At 63.7% G+C, this 14,520-nt stretch carries 15 protein-coding genes; 12 read left to right on the top strand and 3 right to left on the bottom strand.

Going from position 1 to position 14,520, the window contains the following annotated elements:
- The first annotated feature begins 37 nt into the window (after positions 1-37).
- Positions 38-1,045 carry a YsnF/AvaK domain-containing protein gene (locus PQG80_RS27350; RefSeq protein ID WP_271754983.1) on the top strand — a complete coding sequence of 336 codons (1,008 nt, stop codon included), beginning with the start codon at positions 38-40 and terminating at the stop codon, positions 1,043-1,045.
- Positions 1,046-1,171: 126 nt separating this feature from the next.
- On the opposite strand, the gene PQG80_RS27345 is transcribed toward PQG80_RS27350, so the two are convergent.
- The gene (locus PQG80_RS27345) at positions 1,172-2,146 is read right to left on the bottom strand and encodes a glycosyltransferase family 2 protein (protein ID WP_271754982.1); all 975 of its coding nucleotides are present in this window, start codon (positions 2,144-2,146) and stop codon (positions 1,172-1,174) included.
- Positions 2,147-2,309: 163 nt separating this feature from the next.
- Here PQG80_RS27345 and PQG80_RS27340 point away from each other — a divergent pair, with 163 nt between their 5' ends.
- The 3 genes from PQG80_RS27340 (at position 2,310) to PQG80_RS27330 (ending at position 6,586) form a co-directional block, all read left to right on the top strand.
- On the top strand, positions 2,310-3,623 hold the full coding sequence (locus PQG80_RS27340) for a phytoene desaturase family protein (RefSeq protein ID WP_271754981.1): 1,314 nt from the start codon (positions 2,310-2,312) through the stop codon (positions 3,621-3,623).
- Positions 3,616-4,491, top strand: a complete 876-nt coding sequence (locus PQG80_RS27335) for an RNA polymerase sigma-70 factor (RefSeq protein ID WP_271754980.1) — start codon at positions 3,616-3,618, stop codon at positions 4,489-4,491. Before PQG80_RS27340 ends, PQG80_RS27335 begins: the two co-directional genes overlap by 8 nt.
- Before the next feature lie 97 nt (positions 4,492-4,588).
- Positions 4,589-6,586: a glycoside hydrolase family 43 protein gene (locus PQG80_RS27330; protein ID WP_271754979.1), complete on the top strand. Its 1,998-nt coding sequence runs from the start codon at positions 4,589-4,591 to the stop codon at positions 6,584-6,586.
- 69 nt (positions 6,587-6,655) lie between these two features.
- Here the strand turns inward: PQG80_RS27330 and PQG80_RS27325 are convergent, their stop codons facing one another.
- Together PQG80_RS27325 and PQG80_RS27320 are read right to left on the bottom strand one after the other, a co-directional pair.
- On the bottom strand, positions 6,656-7,870 hold the full coding sequence (locus tag PQG80_RS27325; protein ID WP_271754978.1) for an MFS transporter: 1,215 nt from the start codon (positions 7,868-7,870) through the stop codon (positions 6,656-6,658).
- Between the two features lie 93 nt (positions 7,871-7,963).
- Positions 7,964-8,245, bottom strand: a complete 282-nt coding sequence (locus tag PQG80_RS27320) for an ArsR/SmtB family transcription factor (protein WP_271754977.1) — start codon at positions 8,243-8,245, stop codon at positions 7,964-7,966.
- Positions 8,246-8,424: 179 nt separating this feature from the next.
- On the opposite strand from PQG80_RS27320, the gene PQG80_RS27315 reads away from it, so the two are divergent.
- The 8 genes from PQG80_RS27315 to PQG80_RS27280 all read left to right on the top strand — a co-directional run bounded on the left by PQG80_RS27315 (position 8,425) and on the right by PQG80_RS27280 (position 14,501).
- A complete protein-coding gene (locus tag PQG80_RS27315; RefSeq protein ID WP_271754976.1) occupies positions 8,425-8,955 on the top strand; it encodes a VanZ family protein in 531 nt (176 codons plus the stop codon).
- A 52-nt stretch (positions 8,956-9,007) separates the two neighbouring features.
- Entirely contained in the window at positions 9,008-10,633 is a 1,626-nt protein-coding gene (locus PQG80_RS27310) for a glycoside hydrolase family 13 protein (RefSeq protein ID WP_271754975.1), read from the top strand.
- Positions 10,634-10,686: 53 nt separating this feature from the next.
- Positions 10,687-11,055 (top strand): DUF948 domain-containing protein, encoded by a 369-nt coding sequence (locus PQG80_RS27305; RefSeq protein ID WP_271755008.1) that lies wholly within the window; start codon positions 10,687-10,689, stop codon positions 11,053-11,055.
- Positions 11,056-11,247: 192 nt separating this feature from the next.
- Positions 11,248-11,481, top strand: a complete 234-nt coding sequence (locus PQG80_RS27300; protein ID WP_271754974.1) for a hypothetical protein — start codon at positions 11,248-11,250, stop codon at positions 11,479-11,481.
- A gap of 12 nt (positions 11,482-11,493) precedes the next feature.
- The gene (locus PQG80_RS27295; protein WP_271754973.1) at positions 11,494-12,210 is read left to right on the top strand and encodes a hypothetical protein; all 717 of its coding nucleotides are present in this window, start codon (positions 11,494-11,496) and stop codon (positions 12,208-12,210) included.
- Positions 12,207-13,406 carry a glutathionylspermidine synthase family protein gene (locus PQG80_RS27290; RefSeq protein ID WP_271754972.1) on the top strand — a complete coding sequence of 400 codons (1,200 nt, stop codon included), beginning with the start codon at positions 12,207-12,209 and terminating at the stop codon, positions 13,404-13,406. The genes PQG80_RS27295 and PQG80_RS27290 overlap by 4 nt, the downstream gene beginning before the upstream one ends.
- Complete coding sequence (locus tag PQG80_RS27285; protein ID WP_271754971.1) at positions 13,399-14,118, top strand: hypothetical protein; 720 nt, start codon at positions 13,399-13,401, stop codon at positions 14,116-14,118. The genes PQG80_RS27290 and PQG80_RS27285 overlap by 8 nt, the downstream gene beginning before the upstream one ends.
- Positions 14,112-14,501 (top strand): DUF350 domain-containing protein, encoded by a 390-nt coding sequence (locus tag PQG80_RS27280; protein WP_271755007.1) that lies wholly within the window; start codon positions 14,112-14,114, stop codon positions 14,499-14,501. The genes PQG80_RS27285 and PQG80_RS27280 overlap by 7 nt, the downstream gene beginning before the upstream one ends.
- Positions 14,502-14,520 lie beyond the last annotated feature (19 nt).

Here is a 14,520-nt window from a genome sequence, read left to right as displayed (position 1 = left end):
AACAATCACAACTGAACCGATCAGGAGGCTGAGGATAATGGCAAATCAACTGAACAACAGTGCGAATCGGCATGTCGTAGGCGTTTTTGAATCGGAACAAGCGGTCATCTCTGCGATCGAGGAACTGAAGACGCTCGGTTACAGCTCGGATCAAATCTCGGTCGTCAGCAAAAATAAGAAGGAATTGAAGGACATCCACGAGGAGACGGGGACGAAGGCGCCGCAAGGCATCGCGACCGGAGCGGCCACGGGCGGCGTCATCGGCGGCGTGACGGGGCTTCTCACCGGACTCGGCCTGCTGGCCATACCCGGCGTCGGTCCGCTACTGGCGGCTGGACCGATCGCCGCGACGCTATCGGGTGCGGCTGTCGGCGCGGGCGCCGGCGGTCTAGTGGGCGGCCTGATCGGACTTGGCATTCCGAAGGAAGAGGCCAAGCGCTACGACGAGTACGTCAACGATCACAAGCTGCTTGTCCTCGTTGAAGCCGACGCGACGCGCCAACACCGCGTCTACGAGATTTTCCGCCGCTATGGCTCGCTGAACGCAGACACGTATGCGAACCTCGACGGAGAGCAACGCGACGATCTCGTCCAAGCGGCATCGGACGCACCGGCTTCCCCTACCGCCGACGCTAGCGGCGCCGACACGCTGCGGCTGCACGAAGAGCGGCTCAACGTGGACAAGGAGCGCGTACGTACCGGCGAGGTGTCCGTGCACAAGGATGTCGTCGAGGAACGGCAGACGATCGAGGTGCCCGTACAGCGCGAAGAGGTCGTCATCGAGCGCCGCGCGATCCAGGACGAGGCGACGGACGGCGCGGCGATCGGAAGGGACGAGACGATCCGTATCCCGGTCAGCGAGGAGCGCGTGGAAGTGACCAAGCGGCCGGTCGCGACCGAGGAGATCTCGATCGGCAAGCGGGTCGTGCAGGATACGGAGCAGGTGTCCGAGACCGTGCGCAAGGAGAGAGCGGAGCTCGAGCGCTCCGGCAACCCGGCCGTGGACAACGAAGAGCTGTTCAGCACTTCCCGTAACCGGCGTTAAGGGCGCTGAAACCGGGCCGCAAGCAAACCGCATAAGCCATTTCAAATGAGAAAGCCGGGGCAGCGCACCCCGGCTTTCTGGCGTTTCGAGCGGCCTATAGCCGCACATCTACGCAAGATTGCTACCCTAATGCCGCAGCCTTCGCATGCCCAGCAGCAGCGCGACGAGTACGGCCAGCCGCCTTGGGGACGGAATAGCCGATCCAAACCGGTTGAACGGCCGCGTCATCATGCGCACGGCTGCGGACCGCTGCTTGTCGTGGGCCAGCGCGATCGCATACTCCAGTACCGTCTGCCGGTACTTTTTCACGAGCAGCCTTCGCTCCTCCGCCTTCAACCGTACGCCGTGCACATGGACCATGTACGCGAGGCCTTCGAACTTGCTCTTCACGTTCTCCAGCCGCTTGGCCGTCTGCTGCCCCGCATGGACGCGGCAGGCGCCCAGGTACTCGGTCAGGAAGCAGCCGCCGAGTCCTCGCGCGCCAAGCGCCAGCATCAGCATATAGTCGGGCACAAGCCCGCCGCTGGGCTGGAAAAAGCCGATCTGCTCCAGCGTGCCTCTTCGGAAAAGGCTGAACTGCAGCGAGAACACGCAGGCCTGGTTGCGGAGCGTCCGCGACAGCACGTCGTCGTACGGCCCGCTGCGCATCTCGGCTCTCCCGCAATACGCGGCAAAGTCATGACTCTGCTGCGACAGCCTGCGACCCGACTCGTCCATAAAATAATGATTGCTGGACACGAATGCGCTATCCGGATGCGCCAGCAATGCCTGAGACGCCAACGCCAGGAACTGCGGCTCCCACACGTCGTCGTCGTCGAGCATCGCGACGAAGTCGCCGGTCGTCGCGCGGAACGCCTGCTGCCTGTTCCCTAGCTGGCCGATCCGGACATCGTCCGATATGCTGGAGATATGCTTGATCGAGATACCGGGATAACGCGCGCGGATGTCCCGGACCACCTCGCCGGTCGGGCCGTCCTTGCCGTCCTCGCTAACGACGATCTCGTCGGGCGCGCGCGTCTGGGCGCAGATGGACAGCAGCGTTTCCTTCAAATAATGGGCGCGCTTGTGCGTGGGTACGGCGACGCTGATCTTCACGGACATTTCCGGACATCTCCCTCGAAAAGGAATGCGAATGATACGATACGATATGTATCATATTATCATGCATGCGCCTTCCTGCCAATGCATATCCGAAGCATTTTCGCGGTCGTTGTCACAAAACGCGCGCCTTCCCCGTCATACCGGTATCCGAAGGAGAGGGATGATGAAGATGACAACGAAATACGACGTCGCCGTCGTCGGCGGAGGCATCGCAGGGCTCACGGCCGCGGTATATGCGGCGAAGGCGGGCAAGCGCACGGTGCTGATCGAAAAACAAGAGCGCTTCGGCGGCCGCGCCATCACGAACCATAAGGAAGGCGTCTACTTCAATCTGGGCGGCCATGCGTTGTACGAAGGGGGAGACGCGCGCGCCACGTTTCGGGAGCTTGGGCTGCGCCTGCAAGGAAGCCGTCCGTCCGCGGACGGCTATGGCATCTGGAAGGATCGACTCAGCACGATGCCGACGGGCGCCGGATCCCTGCTGACGACGCCGCTGCTCTCCTGGAAAGGAAAGCTGGAGCTCGCCGGCTGGCTCGCTAAATTCGGCAAGCTCGACACGCGGCGTTACGACGGAATCAGCCTCAGGGACTGGATCGAATCGAACGTGCAGGACCCGATGCTGCGTCATCTGTTCTATTCGCTGTTCCGCACCGCCACCTATGCGGGAGCGCCCGATCTGATGACGGCTGGCCCGGCGCTGCGGCAGCTCAAGAGCGCGCTGCAGGGCGTTCTCTACTTGGACCGCGGCTGGGGCACGTTAGCCGACGGGCTCGGCGAGCTCGCGGGGAGGCTCGGCGTAGAGAGACTGACGCGCGCCAAGGCGGCCCAGGTCGAGCACGCCGGCGGCGCCGTGCGGCGCGTCCGATGCGAGGACGGCACGAGCCTCGAAACGGACGATGTCATTCTCGCCGTGCCTCCGTCAGCCGCGCACGCTCTCGTGCCCCGCGCGGAGACGACATCGCTGCACGCATGGCGCGAGCAGGCGATCGAGATCACGGCCGCCTGCCTGGACGTCGCGCTGCGACGTCTGCCGGCGCCCAAGCAGCAGTTCGTATACGGCGTCGACCGGACCGTCTTCCTGACCAACCAATCGCGCGCGGCGACGCTCAGCGACGACGGCTCCCAGGTCGTATGCTTGATCAAGTACCAGGGCCGGGAGACGGATGCCGCGGCGGATCTGCGGGAACTCGAGCAGACGCTGGACCTGGTACAGCCCGGGTGGCGGGGCGAGCTGGTTGCCAAGCAGTACCTGCCGAAGATCGCGGTATGCCACGATTTCCCCCATATCCGTCGCACGGAGCTTCCGGGTCCCGCCGTTCCTGAGATTAACGGGTTGTACGTGGCAGGAGATTGGGCTTCGCACGGTGAACTATTGGTCGACGCCGCTACGGCGAGCGCCAAGAGAGCGGTGCGCCACCTGCTGGCGCGCGGGGGAACGGAGCGAATGACCTATCGCGAGCACAGTCGAATTGTATGAAAAGTACCGGAAGCCGTTGTTTTCTCTGGCTTACCGGATGACGGGCAGCGTCATGGACGCGGAGGATATCGTGCAGGAGGCGTTCGTCGCCTACGGCCAGCTGCCGGATCCGGGCGACATTCGCAACGAGCGGGCGTTCCTCTACAAGATCGTCACCAACCGCTGCCTGGACCTGCTGCGGTCCTCGGCCAGGCAGCGGGAGCTGTATGTCGGACCTTGGCTGCCCGAGCCGCTCATGGACGATGCGTCGGCAGCCTCCGAAGATCCATCCGAAGCCTATATGCGACGGGAGTCGTTGTCCACCGCCTACCTGCTGCTGCTCCAGCAGCTCGGCGCCGTAGAGCGCGCCGTCTTTTTGCTGCGCGAGATCTTCGGGTACGCCTACGACGAGATCGCGGGCATGGTGGGAAAAAGCGAGGCCAACTGCCGCCAGATCTATCGCCGGGCCCGGGGCAGCATTCACTACGATCCGTCCCGCTCGCCTGCGGTCGATGTCGCGGACAGGCAGATCAAGCGCTTCGTCGGCGCGCTCGCGCAGGGCGATACGGGAACGCTGCTCGAGCTGCTCAGCGACAATGTCGTGTTCCTGTCGGACGGCGGCGGCAAGGTCATGGCTGCGCAAAAACCGGTTGCCGGCGTCCGCGCCGTAGCGCAGCTGCTCCAGAACCTGCTGCGCATGTACGAAGGAAAGTTCACCCTGTCCTTCCACAACGTCAACGGGCTGCCGGGCATCCGGCTCGTCGTGGAGGAGCGGCTGCAGTATATTTATTCGTTCGACTTCGCGGGGGAGCAGATCGGAAATATCTATGCGATCGCCAATCCGGATAAGCTGAAGCACGTTCCGATCGAGGATCGCGACCTTCCTTGACGCGAGCGGCGAGCGGCAGGAATCCGGGCACCGGGCGGTGAATATACGCGGAGAGCAAGCGACATGATCTTACTTGATGCGAAGGGGAAATGCTGCCGTGTCTTCCGACGTCTTTACCGCCTTGCGAACGAGAACCTACCGCAATCCGCTGCCGATCGCTTGTGGAGAGGGCGATTCGCCGCCGGGCGTCCCCGCCCAACCGGACCCGTACGTACTGAAGTTCAACGGCGCATACTATTGCTATCCGACAGGGCGCGATGGCGTGCCCGTTCTCTATTCGACGGACCTAGTCCACTGGGAGAACAAGGGCCTTGCATTGACGCAGCCGGAGAAAGGCTACTGGGCGCCCTGCGTCGTCTATCACAACGGCCGCTTCTATATGTACTATTCGTCCGGATCGCCGCCGGACCATTTTCAATGGATGAAGGTCGCCGTTTCCGCGAATCCGATCGGACCGTTTGAGCCGGTCAGAACGCTTTTCGAGCATTTCTCCATCGACGCGCATGTCGTAGCTGACGGAGACGGTTCGTGGTACTTGTACTATTCGGTGGACAACTACGCGGGCGCTGCCGACGAACGGCCGGGCACCGTCATCCTGGTCGACCGGCTGCTCGACATGACGACGCCCGCCGGTCGGCCCGCGCTTGTCGTCGGACCGACCCTGGACGAGGAGATCTCGAGCCCGGACCGGTTCGGCGATGGGCGCCATTGGCATACGATCGAAGGCGCATTTTACCTGCGGCGCGGAGATACGCGTTACCTGATGTACAGCGGCAACAGCTTCGAGCGGGAGCATTATTTCGTCGGCTACGCGACGGCGCGCGGCGACGGCGCGATCGGGGAGCTGGCCTGGTCCAAGTGGCCGGCCGACGACGAGTACGCGCCGCTGCTGCGCAGGCGCGGATCGGTAGAAGGAACGGGCCATCACTCGGTCGCGACTGCGCCTAATCTGGCGGACAGCTGGATGGTGTACCACGGACGCGAGGCGATGCCGGGAGCCGCAGACGCTATCGGCGCCGAGGCCGCCGCCGGCGGCGAACAAGAAGAGCGGCGGCAGCTCCGCATCGACCCGCTGCTGTGGCAGGGCGAGCGGCTGTGGGTGCCCGGTCCGACCGATGACGCGCAGGACGCGCCCGGGCTGCCGGGCTTCCGCGAGCTGTTCGCGGAGGTCGGCGGGCAGCTGGCCGATGCCGGGCGCTGGGAGACCCCTGCGGGCGCATGGACGTCCCATGGCGGCTGCGGCCAGCAGTCGGACTCGCGAGGTGACGCGGCAGCTTGGCTGCCGGAAGTCTGGGATGACTTTCTGTTCGAAGGCGCTGCGAGGTGGCGCGCCCAGATGCCGGGCGGACGATACGGCTTTCGCTTCGCCGGCGCGGCGGACGGGCGATCGGGCGTCGAGGTGCTCATCGATGCGGGACGCCGGGAGGCGGTCGTCGTCGCGGAGCGGGACGGCATCCGTGCCGAGCACGCAAGGACGCCGCTGGACGCGGCGTTCGATCCGGCGGCATACCATCGTTGGAACGTCGGCAGGAGCGCCGGCCGCTGGACGATCGCGCTGGACGACCGGCCGTTCTATGCGGGCGCGATAGACGCCGGGGCCGGACGGATCGGCATGGTCACGCATTATACCGGAGCGGAGTACGCCGGGATCGCCGTCACGCGGCATTACGAGACGGACTTCCGGGAGCCGGCGTCGCTGGCCGGCCGGTTCGCCTGTACGGGCCGCGCCGCCGTCGATCCGGCGCGCGGACTGCGCCTCGCCGCTCTAGGCGGCATCGCGCAGGCGGCCTATACGATGCCGCTGCCGGACGCCTATATCGCCGAGCTGGAGATCGCGTTCGAGCAGGACGGCGGAGGCGGCAGGATCATGGCGGACATACCGGGGCTCGGTCATGCGATCGTGGTCGACCGCGGGTCAAGCCGCACGCTATCCGTTTACTTGCGTCAGGCGAACGGCCGGCTTCAGGTATGGGCGAACGGAGCGCCGGCAGGAGAGGCGGTCGTCGAGCGTCAGGCGAGCGGGAGCCGTATCGGGTTTGCGGCGGAGCGGGCCGTCGGTCTGCTGACGCGGTTCCGGGTGACGGAGTGGCGCTAAGAGAAGCGCGGGTATCCTATACGTGCACAAAAAGAGAAGCCGCGGCCCTCAGCCGCGGCTTCTTCGCCTTTAACCCAGATCCTGCGCCCCGAGCTTCGCCGCCAGCTCCGCTTCCTTGCGGCGCCACGCGGCGGAGGCCGGCTTGAAGTAGCCGAAGGCCGCAGCCGCGACCAGCGCCGCGACCGCTACGCTGACGGCGCCGATCCAGCTGACCGCGCCGAGCGAGGACTGCCCGACGATGACGCCGCCGACGCCGGCGCCCGCCGCCATCGCCAGCTGCAGCACGGAGCTGTTCAGGCTGAGCATGATGCTGGAGGCTTCGGGCGCGAGCGTGATGAGATGGTATTGCTGCGTCGGGCCCGAGGACCAGGCCGCGAATGCCCATAGCATGAGCAGCGGGACGACGAAGGCGGGCGAGTGCGCGAGCAGCGAGATGAGGACGAGAATGACCGCGTGCAGCGCCAGTCCGCCCGTGAGCGTCCGGCGGTAGCCCCATCTGTCGGTGCCGAAGCCGCCGAGCTTGGAGCCCAGGAGGCTGGCGATCCCGAGCGCGAACAAGCCGATGCTGACGCCGCGTTCGCTGAGTCCCGTGATGTCGAGCAGGAAAGGCGAGATGTACGTGTACGTGATGGAGTAGCCGCCGATCCAGAACAGCGTGATGAGCAGCGCGACGGCGATCTTGGGATTGGCCAGCAGCCGCACCTGATCGCGCAGCGGGATCGGACGCTCGCTCTCCGTCCGCGGCATCGTGTAGGCGACGAGCGCCATGCCGAGCAAGCCGAGCAAGCCGATGGCGCCGAATACCCACTGCCAGCTATAGACGGACGAGATCAGCCTGCCCAGCGGCACGCCGACGATCAGCGCGGTGCTGAAGCCCATGACGAGCGTGGCGATGGCGCTGCCCTGCTTGTCGGGCCGCGCGAGCTTAGCCGCGACCGTGAGCGCCGTCACGACGAACACGCCGCTGCTGAGCGCCAGGATGACGCGCGATACGATCAGGAAGCCGTAGCCGGTAAAAGCGAGCGCGGCGAAGTTGCCCGCGACGAACACGGCGAGCGCGTAGAGCAGCAGCCGCTTGCGGTCGACCTTGGCCGTCGCGGCCATCAGGAAGGGCGTACCGAAGGCGTACGCGAGCGAATACACGGTGATCAGCTGGCCGGCCGCAGCGAGCGATACGCCGATATCCGCGGCGACTTTGTCCAGGATGCCCGCGATGATGAACTCCGACGTGCCGACTAAGAAACTGACGATGGCCAACATGTAGATTTTCCAGGTTGTGCTCAAATGTCTCAACTCCCTCAACGTTCTGATTTTATATTTCTAAATTTATCGAAATAAAGGACGAAAAAGACCTGCCTGCTTGATGCCGCAGCGAGGCTATCCGAGCAGGTAGGGCGCGTATTTGCGCGCGACGTCCTTATTGACGCTGTAGTAGATGTAGGTGCCGTCCTTGCGCAGCTGGAGCAATCCGCTCTCGGTCAGCTGCTTGAGATGATGCGACAGCGTGGAGCCCGCGACCGACTCGAGCTTGCTGTTGATGTCGGAGCAGCAGAGCGTCTGCTCTTCCGTGAGCAGCATCGCGATCTTGATGCGGGTCGGCTCGCCGAGCGCTTTGTACACCTTCACCGCTTGCTTGACGTCCTCGTTGTCGGGAACCATCGATTGCTCACCGCCGATCTTATATTTCTAAAAGTATAGAAACAAAGTAACACGCTGCGCGCTTTTTGTAAAGCGCCCGATTTAAGAAAAACTTAAAGAGGCTCCCCGGATTAAATTTAAAACCCGACGTTAAGATGGGTGTCAGAGAGAAGTTAACCCCCGATAGGAGAGATCTTCATATGACGCCGACACCCGGTCAACCTGTCAACAAAGCCGCTGCGTTCCGTTTAGGAGCCGCATTGCTGCTGGTCTGCTATTTGTACGTTCTGATCAAGATTATTTTGTTCAAATTCGGCGAAGTCAGTCTTCCCCTTCTCGCTCGCCAGCTGCTCGGCGCGGTCGATCGGCCCGGCAACGTGCTGTACCGGTGGCAGTCCGCCAATCTGACGCCGTTCAGATCGATCTCCGTCTACCTTCAACGCCTATCCGAGCCGTTCGACTTCGTGAATCTATTCGGCAATATCGCGCTTTTCGTCCCGCTCGGCGTATTCGTCGCGCTGCTGACCCGGTCCGGCTGGGCGGGCATGACGGTCCGCGCGTTCGGCGTGAGCCTGGCGCTGGAATGCGCGCAGATCGTCTTCATGATGGGCAGCTTCGACGTGGACGATCTGATCCTGAACACGCTGGGCGGACTGCTCGGGTACGGGCTGTGCCGGGCGCTGTCCTCGGGGAGACGCAGCTTCTTAGACGCGGGGCTCCGAACCGGGTAAAATAGGAAAAGCGCGAAGCGCGCCAGCTACCGACGAATCGAGGCGATCAGGCGTGGAGCATCAGAAGTGGTGGAAAGAGACCGTCGTGTATCAGATTTATCCGCGAAGCTATCAGGACAGCGACGGGGACGGCATCGGAGATCTGCCCGGCGTGATCTCGCGTCTCGATTATCTGGCGGAGCTCGGCATCGGCGCGGTCTGGCTGTCCCCGGTGAGCAAGTCCCCCCAGGACGACAACGGGTACGATATCTCGGATTACCGGGACATCGATCCGATGTTCGGCACGCTCGCCGACATGGAGCGGCTGATCGAGGAAGCCGGCCGCCGGGGGATCAAGATCGTCATGGATCTCGTGCTCAATCACTCCTCCGACGAGCACCCCTGGTTCGTAGAGGCGAAGAAGAGCAGGGCTAACCCTTTCCACGATTACTACGTATGGCGGGACGGCGATCCGGATTCTCCGCCGAACGATCTGGGCAGCGTCTTCGGCGGCTCGGCCTGGCAGTATGTGCCGGAGCTGGGCCAGTATTACCTGCACCTTTTTTCCGTCAAGCAGCCCGACCTCAACTGGGAGAATCCCCGCGTGCGCGAAGAGATCTACGACATGATCAACTGGTGGATCGACAAAGGCGTCGGCGGCTTCCGGCTGGACGTCATCGATCTGATCGCCAAGGAGCCCGACCGCAAGATCACGGGCAACGGTCCCAAGCTGCACGAATACATCCGCGAGCTCAGCCGGGCGACGTTCGGCCGCGCGGACCTGCTCACCGTGGGCGAGACTTGGGGCGCGACGCCGGAGAGCGCAAGGCTGTACAGCAATCCGGACGGCAGCGAGCTGTCCATGGTGTTCCAATTCGAGCATATCGGGCTGGACGAAAAGGAAGGCTGGAGCAAGTGGGATCTCGCGCCGCTCGACTTCCTGAAGCTTAAGGCCGTGCTGTCCAAGTGGCAGACGGAGCTGGGCGGCAAAGCCTGGAACAGTCTGTTCTGGAACAATCACGACCTGCCGCGCATCGTCTCCCGCTGGGGCGACGACGGAGAATACCGGGTGCAATCCGCCAAAATGCTGGCGACGCTGCTCCACGGCATGCAGGGGACGCCGTACGTGTATCAGGGCGAAGAACTCGGTATGACCAACGTGCGCTATCCGATCGAGGATTACCGGGATATCGAGCTGCTCAATCTCTATAAGGAACGGACCGGGCGGGGGTACCCGCACGACGAGGTCATGGCGTCCATCCATGCCAAGGGCAGGGACAACGCGCGCACGCCCATGCAGTGGGATGCGTCGCCTCAGGCGGGATTCACGTCGGGAGAGCCCTGGATCAGAGTGAATCCGAATTATTCGGAGATCAACGCCGCCGAGCAGCTTAAAGATCCGGACTCCATTTTCAGCTATTACCGGCGGCTCATCGCGCTGCGCAAAGACCGCAAGGCGATCGTCTACGGCGATTACGAGCTGCTGCTGCCCGAACATCGCGACGTGTTCGCGTATACGCGCAGGCTGGACGGCGACACGATCCTCGTGCTTTGCAATTTCTACGGGGCGCACGTATCGTTCGACCTGCCCGGGACGCTGACCGGGGACAGGCAGCTCTTGATCGCCAACTATGCCGACGAGCCGCCGCGCGGCACGCTGCGACCCTATGAAGCGCGGATGTATGCCCTCCAAGCATAGGAATGTCCCACTCCCTTCGGACATACAGTGAAGAAGGAGAGGGGGTGCTGCTTATGGTAATCCAGATCAGCGTCGCGGTCGCCGCGATCGCTTTTGCAGGACTGGCGTTATATCTCATTCAGACGCTTCGCAAAGGGATGATCACGCTCGGAGAGACCAACAAGACGCTCGCCGAGGTCAGGAACGCCGTCCACGGCTTGACCGGCGAGGCTTCCCAGCTCATCCGAAGCGCCAATCAGGTGACCCGCGACGTCAAAGGGAAGATCCAGACGATCGACCCGCTGCTCGAATCCGTGCACGATGTCGGAGAGGTGATCCAGACCGTGACCGAATCGGTCAAAAAAGCCGCGGGCATCCCGCCTGCACCGGAACGAATCGCTCCCGGGAGCGCGAGCCCGCAGCTTCGGGTCAAGGTGAAGTAAGGATTAGGCGGCGGATGCCGCGATCAGGTCCGTCTCCGAGTTGGGGGGCGGACTTTATTCTGCTGTCGGGAAATGGCGGGGTTTGCAGGGTCCGGCGGAAAATTTTTACCGCAAATGTAAAACCTTTTGCCGTTGTCGGCGTATGTATTGTCATTGCCACGACGACTCACGAAATGGAAAAGGTGATGAAAATTGGATAATGGAATGACGGTCGTCCTGCTGCAGAAGCTGCCTGACGGTCAGTTGCGCAAGATCGACGAGCGATTGTGGACGCGCGACATGTTGAACGCGCTGCATCACGTCAATTACCTGACGGTCGGCTCTGAGGAGTACGAGACGATCGAAGGCAGGCTCGACGTCGAGCAGGGTATCGTCGAGCTGCTGCTCGTGCCCGTGCGCAAAGAAAAGTCATCCATCTCATTGTAGGGGGCGCCGAACATGAATTCACCATACGATTCGCGCGGTACCGGTCCCGCGGAAGAACGCTCCCGACCGGACCCTGCGCGCTCCGGCTCCTTCGCGGAGCGCAAGGCGCCCAAGGTGCTGTCCACGGCGCTCGGCATTGCGCTGCTGGCCGGCAGCGCGATGCCGCCGGGCGCGACCGCAGCTACGACGGCGGCTTCGCCGTCGCCGTCGCCAACCGAATCTTCGGCCGCGGCGTCATCGCCCGTCCTGCTGGAGTGGTCCACCGAGGCCGTCAAGGCCTTCTACGATCCGGCCCTCGACTGGAATCTGCCGGACCTGGCCGAGCCCTCCGAGGAGGCGACCGCCACGCCGGAACCGTCAGGCGGCGGCGCCGTCTCGGGAGGCGGAGGGGGAGGCACGACGATCGTGCATTCCGGCTTCGGCTGGGACGATCTCATGCTCTATCATCTGATCTGGGGCCGGGGAGGGAGCTATTCGTCCGCTTCATGGGGCGCTTCCCATCCGGCCTACAACGCCGCGACCGGGGCGGCCTATACCCGCCCCACCTACGACGCGAACCGCTTCCAGAACCGGCCGACGGCCGGCTCCACCGTGCGGCCGACGACCTCCGGCGACAGCGGAAGCATCACCCGGCGCTCGACCTCCGCTTCGAAGGGCAGCATCGGCGGCACCTCCAGCGGCTTCACGTCCTCGGGCAAGTCGAGCGGCGGCGGAGGATTCGGCGGATGAGCCTGCTTCGCGTGCTCGACCGCCGGCCGTTAGACAGGCAGGTCGCCGTCCGGGAGCTTGCCGCGCGAGGGTTCGGCTGGGCCGACCTCGACGGGGAGCCGTACTGGCTCGACGAGGTCGTGGCGATGGATCCGTATCTCTATCATGAGCTGAAGAGCGCCGCCGCAGGGCTATGGCAGGTGTTCGACCGCGCGGTCCGCTACGCGCACGGCCGCAGGGAGCTGTATGCGCTGTGCGGCGTTCCGTCGCTGTTGTGGAACATGCTCGACGCCCTTCCCCTTCCGCCCGAAGGCGAGATCAGCCGCTATGCCCGGTTCGACTTCGCCGTGACGCCGGAGGGCGGGATTCGCCTGCTCGAGCTCAACGCGGACACGCCGACCGGCTACGCCGAGGCCGCCGCCGCGACGCCATGGCTGTGCCGGCAGGCCGGGCTGACCTCGCCCAACGAAGCGATGGCGTCGCTGTTGAAGACCGCCTGGGCCAAGGAACGGCCCGATACGCTGGCGTGCGCCGCCTACGGTGCCCATGCCGAGGACACGGGCACGATCGATCTGCTGGCCGCGCACAGCGGGCTCGCTCCGCAGCGGATCGACCTCCTCGAGCTGTCCGTCGACCAAGGCATCGTCAAGGACGCCGCCGGGCGCGCGATCGAGCGCATGTTCGCGCTGTATCCCAAGGAGTGGATGGCGCTGGACGAAGGCGGAGAAGCGCTCGCCTACGCGATCGAGCGGGGTCAGCTGGCGCTGTTCAACCCGCCGCATGCCATCCTGCTGCAGTCCAAGGGACTTCAGGCGCTCATCTGGGGGCTGTACGAGCTGGAGTTGTTGTATAGCGAGCAGGAACGCTCATGGATCCGCCGCTACATGCTGCCGACGTATACGAAGCCGCTGTTCGACGGGGCGTACGTGTCCAAGTCGATGTTCGGCAGGGAAGGCGGCTCCGTGAAGCTGTACGACGATACGGGCGGCGTGGAGGAAGAAGACCGGGAAGGCTTCGATACGAGCGTCTTTTTCCCGGTGGTGTACCAGCAGCGCGCGGATCTGCCGGCACTTCGGCTCGGCGGACGCCAGCAGCACCTGCTGACCGGTCTGTTCATGCTGGACGGCCAGCCTTGCGGCCTGCTCGGCCGGGCCGGCGGACGAATTACGGGCAACGCAAGTCAATTTGTACCGATCGGGGTGAACGGTCATGTATAGCAGAAGGCCCGCTACGCCGGTCTGGCAGGCGATCGCCGTCGTAATCGGCGTCATCCTATTTATCGCGATGGTCTCCCAATGCGCGAACAACCGAACGAGAGGCAGCGTGTTCAGCATGGACGGCGCGGGCACGACGGTTAGCAATGGGACGACGAATTATACGCCGTCGGGGAGCGGGACTTCCGTCTCCGCCGACGGTACCACGATCTCGACCGTCCCCTGGGATTACCGGATCGTCGAGGGCACGGTCGGCGACCTGATCGGCGGGGATATGACGATCGAGCCGGACAACCAGCTGATGGCCAACGACAAGAACTACGCGACCGGGGACAAGGTATGGGTGCTTCAGCATATGAGCGCCACGCTCACCGAGGACGCGCAGGGTCGCGCGAAGACCGTTCTCTCGTTATGGCGGCCGATTAAGTCGTATGAGGTACGGTCGGATGCCGAAGCGGATTTGAACCGGCTGAAGGTGAGGCTCAAGACGAAGGCCGACCTGGTCGGCGTCTACAAGACGACGCTAGGGGACAAGTCGCGGGAGTTCGCCGTCGTGGAGCTGCCTTCGGGGCAGCGGGTCAAGCAGCCGATCGACGACGAGCGCTATGCGCAGTTGAAGACGGTCAAGGAGACGGACATTTTCCTCGAGGAAGTGCACGACTATGCCGCATACGATCTGGTGTACAGCAAATTTAGGGGGTGGGCTTCATCGTAGCCGTTAATCTACTCGTGAGCATCGTCGTCATCGTCGCGCTCCAATGGATCGGAATGCTCGTATTCAGCTGGATGACGCGCTTCAACGATCTCGAGGAGCTGCGGCGGGGCAATGTCGCGGTCGGCCTCGCGCTCTCCGGCAAGTTCCTCGGCACCGCGCTGCTGCTCGGCGTGGCCGCCTATACCAACAGCTCGATCTGGCATCTCGCGCTGTGGTTCGCGGTCGGATACGCCTGCCTGCTGCTCGCTTATTGGGTGCTCGAATGGGTGACGCCGAAGCTGACGCTGTCCGTCGAGCTGCAGAAGGGAAACGTCGCGGTGGGGCTGCTCCTCGCGGCCGTCTACGTCGGCACCGCTTTCGCCATCAGCAGCTTGATCATTTAACCGCATGCTAGGACATATT

This window comes from Cohnella rhizoplanae (assembly GCF_948329515.1).
GTDB lineage: Bacteria > Bacillota > Bacilli > Paenibacillales > Paenibacillaceae > Cohnella > Cohnella rhizoplanae.
The sequence above is the reverse complement of the archived record's forward strand: the minus strand, read 5'-3'. Positions and strand labels throughout refer to the sequence as shown.

What these genes read in the sequence shown, in the direction of transcription:
- PQG80_RS27295 (WP_271754973.1), top strand. Translation starts at nt 11,494, where the DNA reads ATGAATTCACCATACGATTCGCGCGGTACCGGTCCCGCGGAAGAACGC.
- PQG80_RS27315 (WP_271754976.1), top strand. Translation starts at nt 8,425, where the DNA reads ATGACGCCGACACCCGGTCAACCTGTCAACAAAGCCGCTGCGTTCCGT.
- PQG80_RS27305 (WP_271755008.1), top strand. Translation starts at nt 10,687, where the DNA reads ATGGTAATCCAGATCAGCGTCGCGGTCGCCGCGATCGCTTTTGCAGGA.
- PQG80_RS27290 (WP_271754972.1), top strand. Translation starts at nt 12,207, where the DNA reads ATGAGCCTGCTTCGCGTGCTCGACCGCCGGCCGTTAGACAGGCAGGTC.
- PQG80_RS27285 (WP_271754971.1), top strand. Translation starts at nt 13,399, where the DNA reads ATGTATAGCAGAAGGCCCGCTACGCCGGTCTGGCAGGCGATCGCCGTC.
- PQG80_RS27350 (WP_271754983.1), top strand. Translation starts at nt 38, where the DNA reads ATGGCAAATCAACTGAACAACAGTGCGAATCGGCATGTCGTAGGCGTT.
- PQG80_RS27320 (WP_271754977.1), bottom strand. Translation starts at nt 8,245, where the DNA reads ATGGTTCCCGACAACGAGGACGTCAAGCAAGCGGTGAAGGTGTACAAA.
- PQG80_RS27345 (WP_271754982.1), bottom strand. Translation starts at nt 2,146, where the DNA reads ATGTCCGTGAAGATCAGCGTCGCCGTACCCACGCACAAGCGCGCCCAT.
- PQG80_RS27340 (WP_271754981.1), top strand. Translation starts at nt 2,310, where the DNA reads ATGAAGATGACAACGAAATACGACGTCGCCGTCGTCGGCGGAGGCATC.